The following is a 13337-nucleotide window of genomic DNA, read 5'->3' as shown; positions in this document are numbered from 1 at the left end:
AAGAAAACCCGCTCTGGCTGAAAGGAGCCTTAAGAAGCGGGTATCGTGCTCATTGTCACACTTTTTGTGACTGTCTCCGGTTATCTATGATAACGTACGTCTGGCAGATTTAACAGTATTATGCGCAAGCATTGTGATGGTCATCGGACCTACTCCGCCCGGCACCGGCGTAATGAAAGATGCTTTTTCTTTCGCTTCATCAAACTGAACGTCTCCGCAGAGTTTTCCGCTTTCGAGACGGTTGACGCCGACATCAATGACAATGGCTCCCTCTTTGATTTGATCAGCTTTGATGAAGTTCGCTTTACCGACCGCTACCACAAGAATATCTGCTTTTTTCGTATGCTCAGACATATTTTTCGTGCGGGAATGGCAATATGTGACGGTCGCGTTTTCGTTCAGCAGCAGCTGGCCGACCGGTTTACCGACAATATTGCTTCGTCCGACTACAACAACTTCTTTGCCGGAAAGATCTACGTTCGTCTTTTTCAATAACTCGACAATTCCGTGCGGCGTGCATGGAAGAAATGTATCTTCGCCAAGCAGCATTTTCCCGACGTTGAGAGGGTGGAAACCGTCAACATCCTTATCAGGGGAGATCCGCTCGATTACGGCTTTTTCAGAAATATGATCCGGGAGCGGCAGCTGGACGAGAATGCCGTGGAATTCCGGATTTTGATTATACTGATCAATCACTGTTAAAAGCTCCGCCTCGGTTAAGCTTGAGTCAAAGCGGTCAAGCTTAAATTTCATTCCCATTGTTTCAGCGGCTTTTTTCTTGCCTGTCACATATGAAACAGAAGCGGGATCGTCTCCGATTAAAATGACCGCCAATCCAGGCACTACGCCTTGTGCTTTCAGCTCTTCTACTTCTTTTGCCAATTGTTCGCGTTTTTCTTTAGCCGTTTCTTTTCCGTCGATGATTGTTGCAGTCATTTTCTTTCCTCCTATGATTCGATATCAGTTTTAATGTTAGAAAGAACCCCGTTTACGAATTTTGCAGCTTTATCGTCGCCGAACCGTTTTGCCAGCTCGATTGCTTCGTTTAATGACACGTTAGCAGGAATGTCGTCAGAATAAACCATTTCATACACCGCCAGACGCAGGATCGCGCGGTCTACGTTTGCAATCCGGTCAAGCTTCCAATTGACGAGATGGCCGGAAATCATTTCATCAAGCTGAACCTGATGTTCGATCACTCCGTACACCAGCTGTTCAAAGAAGGCATCTGTTTTTTCACCATCAAGCGCGTGCTCAATGGCATCGTTCGGTGCAATATCGCTGACATCAATCTGAAAAAGTGCCTGCAAAGCTTTTTCTCTAGCTGTTCTTCTTTTCATTTTCTTTCTCCTTCAGATCCGCTTTATCCGCTTGTCGTTAAGCTTAAAGAGATCATAACATATTTTTTTCTCAATCGCATGTCGAAATTTAGGTTTTTTCACCCTAATGCCGAATATTTTCACAAACCGTATTAATTTCATTCGGATTTCACAGCATGAAGAAACTCGGCTGCCGTTTGTAAGCCGGCTTTCTTCATGCCTGAAATGACGGGAAACGTATAAAAAACCAAAGGGCTGCCCATCCCCTTGGTTTTTATACGCTCATTACATTTCTTCGTCGATTTCGACTTCTTGGGCTTTCGTGTCAAATTGAATGCCGACGATATGAATATTGATTTCATTAATGGTCAGAGACGTCATGTTTAATAAGGTTTGGCGGATATTCTCCTGAACGCTTGCCGCCACTTTCGGGATCGAGATCCCGAATTGAACGACGCAATAGACGTCGATGGTAATCCCGTCATCGGCTAAATCGACCTTTACGCCTTTGCCGTGATTGATTTTGCCGAAGCGTTCTACGACGCCCGTGGCGAAATTGCCGCGCATTTCAGCAACTCCTTCAACTTCGGAAGCGGCGATGCCGGCAATGACTTCAATGACCTCAGGAGCAATTTCAACCTTGCCTAAATGAGCCTCATCATGATCCATTTTAAGCACACTGTTGTCTTCCATTCAATTCACCTCCCGCAAAAATTATGAGCCCATTACATCATATGTTTCTAAAAACTTTGTATTAAACTCTCCGCTGACAAATGTTTCGTGTTCAAGCAGTTTCAAATGGAACGGAATCGTCGTTTCAATACCTTCAATCACGAATTCGCTCAGCGCGCGTTTCATCCGTGCGACTGCCTCATCACGCGTTGTTCCGTATGTGATGACTTTAGCAATCATACTGTCGTAGTACGGCGGGATCGAGTAGCCGGGATATGCGGCTGAATCCACGCGTACGCCGAGTCCGCCCGGCGGCAGGTACATGTTAATTTTACCGGGTGAAGGCATGAAGTTTTTCGCAGGATTTTCAGCGTTGATGCGGCATTCAATCGCCCAGCCGTTAAATTCAACGTCTTCCTGTCTGAGCGAAAGCTCCTGTCCGGATGCCACTTTGATCTGTTCTTTGATCAGATCCGTTCCCGTCACCATTTCTGTGACAGGGTGCTCTACTTGAATACGCGTGTTCATCTCCATGAAGTAGTAGCGCTGTTCTCTGTAGTCATAGATGAATTCTACTGTGCCGGCTCCCGTGTAACCGACGGCCTTCGCTGCTTTTACCGCTGCTTCACCCATCTGCTCCCTGATTTCAGAATCAAGCGCAGGTGACGGTGACTCTTCAAGAAGTTTTTGCAGACGTCTTTGGATAGAACAGTCACGCTCTCCGAGATGGATCGTGTTTCCGTAATTATCCGCAAGCACCTGAATTTCAACATGGCGGAAATCTTCTATGTACTTCTCGATGTACACACCCGGATTTCCGAATGCCGTAGCGGCTTCCTGCTGGGTAATCTCAATGCCTTTGATCAGTTCTTCTTCTGTGCGTGCGACCCGGATGCCTTTTCCGCCTCCGCCCGCAGTGGCTTTTATAATGACAGGATACCCAATTTCACCTGCAAGCGAAACCGCTTCTTCCGTATTTTTTATGATTCCTTTTGAACCGGGCACAATCGGCACGCCCGCCAGCTGCATCGTGTCGCGGGCGATATCTTTTGTTCCCATTTTTGAAATGGCGTCAGCCGTAGGGCCGACAAACGTTACGTTTAATTCCTCGCACAGCTCGGCAAAGTCGGCGTTTTCAGCTAAAAACCCGTATCCCGGATGAATCGCATCCGTGCCGGTCAGCTTTGCGACGCTGACGATGTTCGTTACATTTAAATAGCTTTCTTTTGATGTTTTCGGCCCGATACAAAAAGCCTCATCGGCCATTTGGACATGCAGGGCGTCTTTATCTGCCTCAGAATAAACGGCTACAGTTTCAATGCCCAGCTCTTTGCAGGCCCGGATAATTCTGACGGCGATTTCTCCTCGGTTGGCGATCAATAGCTTTTTAATCATAATAGCAGGTCTCCTTACTCAGCTTTTACAAGAAATAGAGGTTGTCCGTATTCGACCAGCTGGCCGTTTTCAACTAACACTTCAACGATTTCTCCTTTTACTTCGGCTTCAATCTCGTTAAAGAGTTTCATTGCTTCTACGATACAAACAACTGTATTTTCGCTCACTTTTGAACCTTGGTTTACGTAAGGGCCGGCTTCCGGCGATGAAGAAGCATAAAACGTTCCGACCATCGGAGACGTAATTTTGTGCAGGTTTTCGTCTTGTTTCGGCGCTTCCTGAGCAGGAGCGGCTTCACTCGCTTCCGGTTTTGCAGCCTGCGGAGCAGGTGCGTAAGCGGCGGGAACGGCTTGGGCTTGTCCCGTTACATTCACTGCCGGCGCTTCATTTTTTTTCAGTTTGAGGCTTACGCCTTCAATTTCGTAAACAAATTCGTCGATGGAAGATTCATCGATTCTTTTTATCAGTTCATGAATTTCGTTGATTTTTAACATCAGTTTCCACTCCTATGTATAAAAAATAGAAATTTATGGGTTGCTACTAAAAGTACATACTATGTTTATCTTACAGGAGCGCTTGTGTAAATTCAACACTGATCTAAAATGACATCAGAAAAGCCCGCAGCGGGTGCGGGCGGTTCAGGTCTCTTATTTTGTCGGTTCAAACGTGACGGCGACGTCTTTCATCGTCTTGATTTCTTTTTCCACCAGGTCAATGATAGCGGAAGCTTTTGCGTTTGAATGTTTGTCAGACATGACGGTAATGTTGATTTTGTCTCCTTCAGCATCCACGAGCGCATCTTTGTAGCCTTGTGTTTTAATCAGCGTTTCCAGCTGTTTTTCCGTCCCTTCAGCATTGCTCAGCGCCGTCATTTTATCGTAGGCTTCGCTTTTTTCCTTTGCGGTCGCATCATCGCTTGAAACAATGCTGTTTAACTGTTCCCTTTCTTTGCTTCTCGCGTCTTCAAGCTCCATGCGGTATGCGGTAAATAAGTTTTCATCAGCTGTTTCTGTGGCGACCGATCCGTCTTTGTCCGATGCTTCGGCTGATGTTTCTTTATCCTCTTTTGTGCCTTTAGAATCTTTCGTTCCTTTTGTGCCGTCTTCTTTTTCCGTTCCGTTTCCGCTCTTATCTTTCGTTTCAGGAGCCGGCGTTTTTTCAGTGGCGACTTCTCCGCTGCTTTTTTCGCTTTTCATCTGCACGGCATTTTTGCTTTCCGGCGACATAATATAATAAACACTTAATACCACGACGAGACTGAGCATTGTTAAAAGCCAAACCGTTTGTTTTTTCAGCATGATTTATGAATCCTCCTTGATTTTTTTAGGGGCAACCGCTACACGATAGCTCGGAACATCGAGCACCCTTGTGACGGCATCAATGATGGTTTTTTTTATTTGAACGTTGTCCACTCCCTGAGCGACAACGAGTACACCGCGGATATCGGGCTTTTTCGTCTGGACGACGACCGGGGTTTCCTGGTCCCCGTTTCGAATCATGACAATTTGTTCTTCAGAGGTTTGATCGGTTACGCTTCTTTTGCCGCCTTCTTTATCGGTTTCTTCAGTGGTGGTGTCTTTTTTCGTTTTATTTTTCTCAAACACTTTCAGAGATGTTGCGTCTACGTTTACGACAATTGAGACATCCTCCACGCCGATAATCGTTTCAAGGATTTCTTTCAGCTGGTTTTCATAGTCTCTTTCGTAATCATCGATTGTGGTTTTTGCGCTGCCGTCTTTCGATGCCTTAAAAACGGGTGCGCTTTTTTGCCCGCTTTTGTCTTCCGTTCGGCCGGACATGACGGTCTGCGCCGTTTGGTCCTTCTCGGTTTTCTCCGGTGAAGAGAACAGCTGGCTGACCAGCATAAAAGATACCCCGAGCACAAACACGAACAGAAAGTAATGATATTTTGTCAGTTTTGGTTTTTCTCCGTCTTTCGCCTGTCCGATCATCAGCTGTTTTTTGAGTATGGTCCATAGTCCGTTTTTATTCATGGCCGTTTTTCTCCCCGCCTTCCATATAAACCGTAATTTTCTCACTGCCGATTTCCCATATATCCGCAAGTTTTTCTTTGATGTCTGCGGCCTCTTTTTTGTCGGCTGCGCCTTCCGGTTCGTATTTGCGGTCTGTGCGGATGTCGATCGGTGCGACGGTTTGCACGGTTTTTTCAGAAGATGGGGCCATATACACGCTGATCGTTTTTACATCTTCTTCTGAACGAACCTGTTCTTCCGCTGTAAGGCGGATGTCGTCTATTTTGTATTCGTCATGACTGAACATCTCCTCCGCTTTCTTTTTTAGTTGGACAGCCATTTCTTCTAAAACATATGCGCGGTTTGATGCTTGTATTTCTTTTTTTTCTGATTTAATTTGATTTTTTATATCAGCGGATTGAGATTGCTCTTGTTTTGTCAAATAATCGAAGATGATTTCCGGGTCTGTTTTGAAAAGTTTGAATATCGGGTTGAGCATGACAATGATTAACAGCAGGCTGACAACCATCTTTGCGTATTTTTGCATACTGGAGCTGGGCAGCAGCATGTCGATGACGATGGCGAATAAGATAAATAAAATAATGCTTGTCAGCCATTCTGTTAAAAAGCTCATATCCAATGGGCCTCCTTTATTTCATCATCATGGTGAGGTTGCCTGCTGTAATAATGACTGTGATGCTGAGGAAAAACATGAGAGAGACGATGGCGAGCGCCGCGAAAATATACAGTACGCTTCTGCTGATGACGCCGAGGCACGTAATGACGGGCCCGCCTCCGAGCGGCTGCAGAATAGCGGCCGCAAGCTTATAAATAAAAGCGAGCGAGAGCACTTTGATCGCCGGAAACGCGGAGATGCAGATCAAAATTCCGACTCCGAGGATTCCCACGGTGTTTTTTAATAGGAGCGAGGCGCTGATGACCGTATCCGTCGCATCCGTAAACATCCGGCCGAGTACGGGAATAAAATTGCCTGTGATAAATTTTGCAGTCCTGAGCGTAATCCCGTCCGTCACGGCAGCCGAAGCCCCCTGTACGGAGATGACGCCGAGAAACACGGTGAGAAATACGGCAAGCGCGCCGATCGCGATATTTCTGAGCAGATTGGCAAGCTGCGTGACTTTATATTGATCCGTCATCGTGCTGACGATGCTTAAAATCGCTGACAGGAAGATAAGCGGCATGACGATGTTTTGAATGAGAAGGCCGCTCGTATTCATCAGAAATAAAATAACGGGGTGAAAAAAAGCTGCGGAGACGGCTCCCCCGGAAGACGCCAAAAGCGCGAGTAAAAGCGGGATGAGCGCGAGAATGAAGCTTGTCATCGTCTGGATCGCTTCACTGGCATAATTGACGGCAACATGAAAGCTGTTTAAAGCGAGAATAATCAGCACCATGTAGACGATTGCATAAGCCACTTTGCTGACGGTGCTCTGCTGGAACGCATTTTGCAGGAGCTGCAGAATGACACAAAAAATGGTGAGAAGAATCAAAGTTCCCAGAAGCTTTCCGTTTGCGAGCACTTCATGAAACAAGTATGAAAATAAAGCCTTCAGCCATGCCTCCGGCGAGAACGTTTTTTCTCCGTTAATAAAGTCGATGATGCTTCCCTTTTGGCTTTCAGGCAGAAGACCGCCGTATTCTGTCATGATGTCGTCCCAAAACTTTCCGATGCCTTCTGTTTTCAGCGCTTCGGCCTGCTTTTTCGCCACTTCATCAGCGGATTCTTGGTGAACTGCGGTTTCCTGCGACGCACCGTCTGTTCCGGCAGCTTGTACACATTCAGTCTGAAAAAATAAGAGGATGAACAAAAAAGCTCCCGCCCACCGAAAGCGCTTCATTTTTTGTGCCCCCCCTTTCCATTTTATTTTTGATCAAGAAGGAATAAGTCCGAGAATCGTTTCAATAATGACGGTGAGTATCGGCACGGCCATTACCAGTATCAAAATTTTTCCGGCCAGCTCTATTTTCGAAGCAATCGCTCCCTGGCCCGCATCCTTTGTAAGCTGCGCTCCGAATTCAGCGATGTAGGCGATGCCGATAATTTTTAAAATGGTTTCCACATAGACCATATTGACATTTGCATTGACGGCTATTTTTTCTATCATTCTGATAATGTCGTAAATCTGGTCGATGAGATAAAGAAAGATCACGCAGCCGCTGAAGACGACAATCATAAACGCGAAAGTCGGTTTCTGTTCTTTTACGATCAGGGAGAGAAATGTGGCGATCAGGCCTAAACCTACAATTTGAACAATCTCAATCTGTAAGCCCCCCTATCCTTGGAATAGAAACACAGCTTTGATCTTTTTGAACAGGTCATCGACAATCGTCGCCACCATAAATAAAATATAGATAAAGCCAAGCAGCGTCACCCACTGGGCGTATTCTTTTTTTCCCATTTGGTCAAGTATGGTGTGCAGAAACGCAACCACGATACCGACTCCGGCGATTTGAAAAATGACATTTACGTCGACTCCCATTTTATGTTTGCTCCCCTCATGTTTACATCAATAGAAGAATGAGTAACAGTCCGGCTAAAAATCCTAAGCTTTTCACCATTTTTTCATTTTTCGCCTGCGCCCGTCCGGCATCCGCTTCCGCCGCTTCCAAATGTGTAAGCGCAAGCTTGATATGTTTCTGCTGAGAAACACGGTCATGGAGCCCGAGCGTCTCTCCGAATTGCTTCAGCACATCATATTCGCTTTTTTTCATCGCCATGGAAGACCAATTATGTTTCAAGCTCTGTTCCCAAGCCGTTTTGGCGGAATCGCTTCCCTGCTCAAGCCTTGTGCTGAAAGCTTGAAACAATAATGATACAGGTTTGGAAAGCTGTGCGGCAATTTGTCCCGAGGCGGTATGCAGCGGTGTATGCCCGAACATAATTTCCGCTTCTAGCGATTGGAGCGCCGCACGCAGCTGGCGGATCTGCCTCGGCCTTTCAATATACATTTTGGCGATCTCAAATCCGGTCCAAGTCGTCGCTGTCAGAATAAACACGGCACCCAAAAGCTTCAGCATGTCATCACGCTTTCAGCATGCGGAACAGGTTCCCCGTCCTTTCCGTACATCCTGCTGATCGTTCCCGGACCGCGGCGCCTTGACAGTTCAACATACCGGTCAAACACGTTTTCCTCCCAAAGCATTTTCAGCGACGGCCTCTTGACCAAGTCTTTCATATTCCACCCGTGCGCAGATACGATAACGGATACGCCCGCATGGAGCGCCTCCAGCAGCGCTTGTGAGTCTTCCATTCTCCCGATTTCATCCACAATTATCACATCAGGACTCATCGAGCGAATCATCATCATCAGCCCTTCCGCCTTCGGACAGGCATCAAGGACATCGATTCTGCGGCCGAAACTGTGCTGGGGAATGCCCCGCAGGCAGCCGGCAATTTCCGAACGTTCATCTACGATACCTGTCTTTTTTGCAGGAATGCGTTTTGATCCGGTGCTGGAAAGCCGGGCCAAATCACGAAGCAAGGTCGTTTTCCCCGTTTGCGGAGGACCGATGATCAGCGTATTCAGCCAGTTTTCTTTCCATAAGAAAGGAATGAGCGGTTCTGCGATTCCCAGCTTCTCCCGGGCGATTCGGATATTAAAAGAAGTAATATCCCGGAGTCCTTTGACAGCTCCGTTTTCGACGATGACTCTTCCGGCCAGCCCCACTCGGTGGCCTCCTCTGATTGTGATATAGCCTTTTTTCAGCTCTTCTTCCAGCGTGTACATACTGTAATTGCTGAGCCGGCTGAGGATCAGCTGTGCGTCGCCGGCCGTACAGACATATGACAAATACAAAGGTTGTCCTTTTTGGATCAGTTCAACCGGCCTGTCGACACGGATTCTGATTTCTTCTGTATCCCGCCTCGCTTCTTCGGGCACGGCGGAGATGGCATGTCTCAATAATTCAGGGAGAACCTCTGTAATTTCATTCAATAGAGTCTCCTCCTTTTTTACCGATTGGCTTCTTTAAAATGTATGATCCGGGACAGACTTTATGACACCCCGGCCCTCTATTTATGCACACCGGCCAAAATCAGCACCACTCCCGCAAAAATCAATATTAATTTTGCATATGAGAGCTGTCCGGCAATCTGATAAATGCCGATCGTCATTGTGATGATAAAGATCAGCGGGCCGACGATTGCCAAAATACTATTCACCACAACCGCTTTTCTGATGTCGTTTGTCAAAAGCATGATAATAGCGGCCGATAATTCAATGAGCGAGGACAAAACTCGTAAACCAGCCATCGTTAAAACAGTAGAATTGATTGAACCAAACAAAAATTTCATTGCAATCCCCCAACTTCAAGCATTTTGTTACACTATATGCTCTAGCTGACGGAAGTAGTCTCACTATTTTCATATAGAAGAAAGATTCTGAGGCAGAACGCAAAAAAAGCCTGCCCCGTAAAAGGAGCAGACTCCGAATTTCTTTAACTACGCTCTTGACACGTAAGAACCGTCTGATGTATTTACAACCAGCGTATCGCCTTCGTTCACGAAAAACGGTACGTTTACGACAAGGCCTGTTTCCGTTTTGGCAGGTTTCGTGCCGCCTGACGCCGTGTCGCCTTTAATTCCCGGCTCTGTTTCAACAACTTTCAGTTCAACTGTGTTCGGCAGTTCAATACCGAGCGTTTCAGACTGATACATCATGATGTGCACAGACATATTTTCCAGAAGATATTTTAATTCTTCTTCGATTTGGTTTTCGTTCAATTCAAGCTGTTCATATGAGCTTGTATCCATGAACACGTGCTGATCGCCGTTGGCATAAAGATACTGCATCGTTTTTGTTTCAATTTGAGCTTTCGCGACTTTTTCACCTGCACGGAATGTTTTCTCCTGAATAGCGCCCGTGCGCAGGTTACGCAATTTAGAACGGACAAATGCCGCTCCTTTTCCCGGCTTTACGTGCTGGAAGTCAACGACGCGCCAAATGCCGCCGTCTACTTCAATCGTTAGTCCTGTACGAAAATCGTTAACTGAAATCATGTTTGATGTCCTCCTATATTCCGATCACAAAATAATTAATTCTTTAGGGGAATGCGTAATTGTCCGGTTGCCGTCCTCAGTGATGATGATATCATCTTCGATTCTTGCGCCCCCAACTTCCGGTATGTATATGCCCGGCTCAACCGTTACCGCCATGCCCGGCTCAAGAACGGCCGATGACCTGAAAGACAGCCCCGGTGATTCATGGACTTCCATTCCGAACCCGTGTCCTGTCGAATGGCCGAAATACTGTCCGTAGCCTTTTGCGGTGATGTGATCCCTCGTCAGGGCGTCCGCTTCTTTTCCCGTCATGCCGGGTTTAATATGCAGGACACCAAGCGCTTGGGCATCGTATACTACCTGATAAATCTCTTTCAGTTTATCACTTGGCTCTCCGACCGCGACGGTGCGTGTGATATCAGAACAATAGCCTTTATAATAAGCGCCGAAATCGAGCGTGACCAAGTCTCCCTTTTCAATCAATTTGCCGCTAGCCACTCCGTGGGGAAGGCTGGATCTGACTCCCGAGGCGACGATCATATCAAAGGAAGAGCCGTCTGCTCCTTGACGTCTCATATAAAATTCAAGCTCGTTTGCAACTGAAATCTCTGAGATGCCCGGTTTGATAAACGTCAGAATATGTTCAAACGCATCATCCGCAATCTTCGCAGCTTCCTCTAATATCTTAATCTCTTCACTTGACTTAATCAAGCGCAACTTTTCAACGGAATCCGCGACGGGAACCATCTCCGCTTCCTGCAGCACCGCTTGGTAGGATGCATATGTTCCGTACGTCATGCTGTTTTGCTCGAAGCCGAGTTTTTTAATGCCGTACTCAAGAATTGTATCCGCAGCCGTTTGGATTAAGCTTCCGCCGTGCTCGATAATGTCAAAACCCTTCACTTGCGTCTTCGCCTGCTCGGTGTAACGGAAATCCGTGATAAATGCCGCACGTTCTTTCGATATGACCGCAAGGCCTGACGAACCCGTAAATCCCGTCATATACTGCAGATTGGCGGAGCTTGTCACCAACATTCCGTCTATATCCAGCTGACCGAAAAGATTTCGCAATTTCTCAAGTTTCATTCCCTTTCTCCTCCTCGCCGATTCTTGACTGCCGCCTGACAACGCGGGAGCATCCCCGCCCGGTTTTCAGCATAAAAAATGTTCACTTCTCGTGAACATTTTACCATACCGGACAGGGATTATACACTTATTCACTTGTTGCCGAGCGCCCTTGCAAGCTTGTCTGACGTAAGTTCATTGTAGTTGAAGGAAATTGAGTAGCCGACAAACAAACCGTACAGAATGTAAAGGCAAAGCGTCGTCACGATTGTATCTGATTTCAATTCAGTGACGGATTTCACATCTTCGAAAATCGGATTGAATAAGAAAAAAACCGCACACCATAAAATGACGCCGTACACCATCCCCGGCCACATGGTTTTAAAACGCTTCAGGCAGACGAAATAAATAAACGCCCCGGCAATTGAAATGAATCCGATGACAACGATGCTGACCATCGTGCCGAGCCATTGTTTTTTCCATTCTCCGATCATAAACGGCTGAAGAATCATGTTGGGGCTGATCTCTGAAAAATGAAAGACATACCCGAGATAGCCGATCAAACTCCAAAATACACCGCCGGCAAATCCGATACCGCAAATTCTGCCGGTAAATGAAACAGGCTGCTGATCATCATCCTGCTTCTTTTTTTCTTCCTGTTCTGAATGTTTTTCGCTTGTCATCATGGCACCTCCAGTCATAGACTGCCCCAAAATTGAAAAGTCATAAAAAACTGCGCCATATTTTCATTCAATGAGTAAAATCTAAAGAAACGGGGTATACTGCATGTAGAAAAAGCATTGATTTTCCGGCTGTCTAACTAGAGGTTTACCGCGGTTTCCTGTACAATAGAGTGAAAGGAAATGGTTAGTAAATCCTAAAAAAACAGGCAGGTTGATAAACAATGTCCAAACAAAAAACGCCCCCTGCTTACGGCGGGCAGGCCGTCGTTGAAGGGGTCATGTTCGGCGGCAGAAAAAATTATGTTACCGCCATCCGCAGGAATGACGGAAGCATTGATTTTTTCAAGCTTCCGAGAGTGCCGAACGCCAAGCTTTCGGCTTTAAAAAAGATTCCTTTTTTGCGGGGAATCGTCGCCATCATTGAGGCGAGCGCCAACGGCACAAAGCATTTAAACTTTTCCAGCGAACGTTACGGGCTTGATCCTCAAGATGACGCCAAGCTGGAGCAGGAAGATAAGAAAGGTTCGGGCTTATCGATGTTTTTCAGCCTGGCGGTGATCGGCGTTCTGTCGTTTTTGTTCAGCAAATTCGTTTTTACGCTCGTCCCGGTCTTCTTAGCGGAGCTTGTAAGGCCCGTATTTTCCTCAGACGCCGCGCAGATCGGAATCGAAAGTCTGTTTAAGCTTATTCTGCTTCTCGGCTACATTTATTTTTTATCAATGACGCCGTTAATTAAAAGAGTGTTTCAATATCATGGAGCCGAACATAAGGTCATAAACTGTTATGAACAGAATTTGCCAATTACAACAGAAAATGTTCAGAAGCAGTCACGGCTTCATTACCGTTGCGGTTCAAGCTTTATTTTATTTACGATCATTGTCGGCATGTTCATCTATTTACTCGTTCCGACAGATCCGCTTTGGGTGCGGATTTTAGACAGGATTGCGCTTATACCGGTCGTTCTCGGCATCTCCTTTGAAGTGCTCCAGCTGACGAACAGAGTGCGGAATATCCCCGTTTTGAAAGTGCTCGGTTATCCCGGCCTGTGGCTTCAGCTTTTAACGACAAAGGAACCGGCGGATGACCAGGTCGAGGTTGCCATAGAAAGCTTTAACGAGCTTCTCAGACTGGAAGACATTTCAGAACAGAGCGAAAAACCGTCTCACAACGTAATCTGAACCGTTACCGTTATTATTTTGGAGGTGGGCAG

The 13337-nt window shown here is 46.4% G+C and carries 18 protein-coding genes; 1 reads left to right on the top strand and 17 read right to left on the bottom strand.

What is annotated here, in order from left to right; translation table 11 throughout:
* Positions 1 to 84: 84 nt before the first annotated feature.
* From folD to BZ167_RS17620, 17 genes are all read right to left on the bottom strand, one after another.
* Positions 85 to 936 carry a bifunctional methylenetetrahydrofolate dehydrogenase/methenyltetrahydrofolate cyclohydrolase FolD gene (folD, locus tag BZ167_RS17700; protein WP_007408350.1) on the bottom strand — a complete coding sequence of 284 codons (852 nt, stop codon included), beginning with the start codon at positions 934 to 936 and terminating at the stop codon, positions 85 to 87.
* A gap of 11 nt (positions 937 to 947) precedes the next feature.
* Positions 948 to 1340 carry a transcription antitermination factor NusB gene (gene nusB, locus BZ167_RS17695; RefSeq protein WP_007408349.1) on the bottom strand — a complete coding sequence of 131 codons (393 nt, stop codon included), beginning with the start codon at positions 1338 to 1340 and terminating at the stop codon, positions 948 to 950.
* Between the two features lie 264 nt (positions 1341 to 1604).
* A complete protein-coding gene (locus BZ167_RS17690) occupies positions 1605 to 2012 on the bottom strand; it encodes an Asp23/Gls24 family envelope stress response protein (RefSeq protein WP_003153156.1) in 408 nt (135 codons plus the stop codon).
* A 21-nt stretch (positions 2013 to 2033) separates the two neighbouring features.
* Entirely contained in the window at positions 2034 to 3386 is a 1353-nt protein-coding gene (gene accC, locus BZ167_RS17685) for an acetyl-CoA carboxylase biotin carboxylase subunit (RefSeq protein WP_007408348.1), read from the bottom strand.
* A gap of 14 nt (positions 3387 to 3400) precedes the next feature.
* Positions 3401 to 3880 (bottom strand): acetyl-CoA carboxylase biotin carboxyl carrier protein, encoded by a 480-nt coding sequence (gene accB / locus BZ167_RS17680; RefSeq protein ID WP_007408347.1) that lies wholly within the window; start codon positions 3878 to 3880, stop codon positions 3401 to 3403.
* A gap of 153 nt (positions 3881 to 4033) precedes the next feature.
* Positions 4034 to 4684, bottom strand: a complete 651-nt coding sequence (locus BZ167_RS17675; protein WP_040237925.1) for a SpoIIIAH-like family protein — start codon at positions 4682 to 4684, stop codon at positions 4034 to 4036.
* A gap of 3 nt (positions 4685 to 4687) precedes the next feature.
* Entirely contained in the window at positions 4688 to 5380 is a 693-nt protein-coding gene (gene spoIIIAG, locus BZ167_RS17670) for a stage III sporulation protein AG (RefSeq protein ID WP_015417802.1), read from the bottom strand.
* Positions 5373 to 5993, bottom strand: a complete 621-nt coding sequence (gene spoIIIAF / locus BZ167_RS17665; protein ID WP_003153146.1) for a stage III sporulation protein AF — start codon at positions 5991 to 5993, stop codon at positions 5373 to 5375. The genes spoIIIAG and spoIIIAF overlap by 8 nt, the downstream gene beginning before the upstream one ends.
* Before the next feature lie 16 nt (positions 5994 to 6009).
* Positions 6010 to 7218 carry a stage III sporulation protein AE gene (gene spoIIIAE / locus BZ167_RS17660; RefSeq protein WP_003153145.1) on the bottom strand — a complete coding sequence of 403 codons (1209 nt, stop codon included), beginning with the start codon at positions 7216 to 7218 and terminating at the stop codon, positions 6010 to 6012.
* A gap of 33 nt (positions 7219 to 7251) precedes the next feature.
* Positions 7252 to 7641: a stage III sporulation protein AD gene (spoIIIAD, locus tag BZ167_RS17655; protein ID WP_071392571.1), complete on the bottom strand. Its 390-nt coding sequence runs from the start codon at positions 7639 to 7641 to the stop codon at positions 7252 to 7254.
* Positions 7642 to 7653: 12 nt separating this feature from the next.
* Entirely contained in the window at positions 7654 to 7860 is a 207-nt protein-coding gene (gene spoIIIAC / locus BZ167_RS17650; RefSeq protein ID WP_003153142.1) for a stage III sporulation protein AC, read from the bottom strand.
* 22 nt (positions 7861 to 7882) lie between these two features.
* Positions 7883 to 8398 carry a stage III sporulation protein SpoIIIAB gene (spoIIIAB, locus tag BZ167_RS17645; RefSeq protein ID WP_015417803.1) on the bottom strand — a complete coding sequence of 172 codons (516 nt, stop codon included), beginning with the start codon at positions 8396 to 8398 and terminating at the stop codon, positions 7883 to 7885.
* Complete coding sequence (gene spoIIIAA / locus BZ167_RS17640; protein WP_015417804.1) at positions 8392 to 9315, bottom strand: stage III sporulation protein AA; 924 nt, start codon at positions 9313 to 9315, stop codon at positions 8392 to 8394. Before spoIIIAA ends, spoIIIAB begins: the two co-directional genes overlap by 7 nt.
* 77 nt (positions 9316 to 9392) lie before the next feature.
* Positions 9393 to 9674, bottom strand: coding sequence for a YqhV family protein (locus BZ167_RS17635; protein WP_003153124.1), 282 nt, complete (start codon positions 9672 to 9674; stop codon positions 9393 to 9395).
* A gap of 147 nt (positions 9675 to 9821) precedes the next feature.
* A complete protein-coding gene (gene efp / locus BZ167_RS17630; protein WP_003153123.1) occupies positions 9822 to 10379 on the bottom strand; it encodes an elongation factor P in 558 nt (185 codons plus the stop codon).
* A gap of 24 nt (positions 10380 to 10403) precedes the next feature.
* Positions 10404 to 11465 (bottom strand): M24 family metallopeptidase, encoded by a 1062-nt coding sequence (locus tag BZ167_RS17625; protein ID WP_003153122.1) that lies wholly within the window; start codon positions 11463 to 11465, stop codon positions 10404 to 10406.
* A 131-nt stretch (positions 11466 to 11596) separates the two neighbouring features.
* Positions 11597 to 12127, bottom strand: coding sequence for a YqhR family membrane protein (locus BZ167_RS17620; protein WP_003153121.1), 531 nt, complete (start codon positions 12125 to 12127; stop codon positions 11597 to 11599).
* Positions 12128 to 12348: 221 nt separating this feature from the next.
* Here BZ167_RS17620 and BZ167_RS17615 point away from each other — a divergent pair, with 221 nt between their 5' ends.
* On the top strand, positions 12349 to 13305 hold the full coding sequence (locus BZ167_RS17615; RefSeq protein WP_033574144.1) for a DUF1385 domain-containing protein: 957 nt from the start codon (positions 12349 to 12351) through the stop codon (positions 13303 to 13305).
* Positions 13306 to 13337: the final 32 nt, after the last annotated feature.

It is taken from the genome of Bacillus sp. 275 (assembly GCF_001999205.1).
In the GTDB taxonomy this organism is placed as follows: domain Bacteria; phylum Bacillota; class Bacilli; order Bacillales; family Bacillaceae; genus Bacillus; species Bacillus velezensis.
Note: the sequence above shows the minus strand (reverse complement) of the source record. Positions and strands in the feature narration are given on the sequence as shown.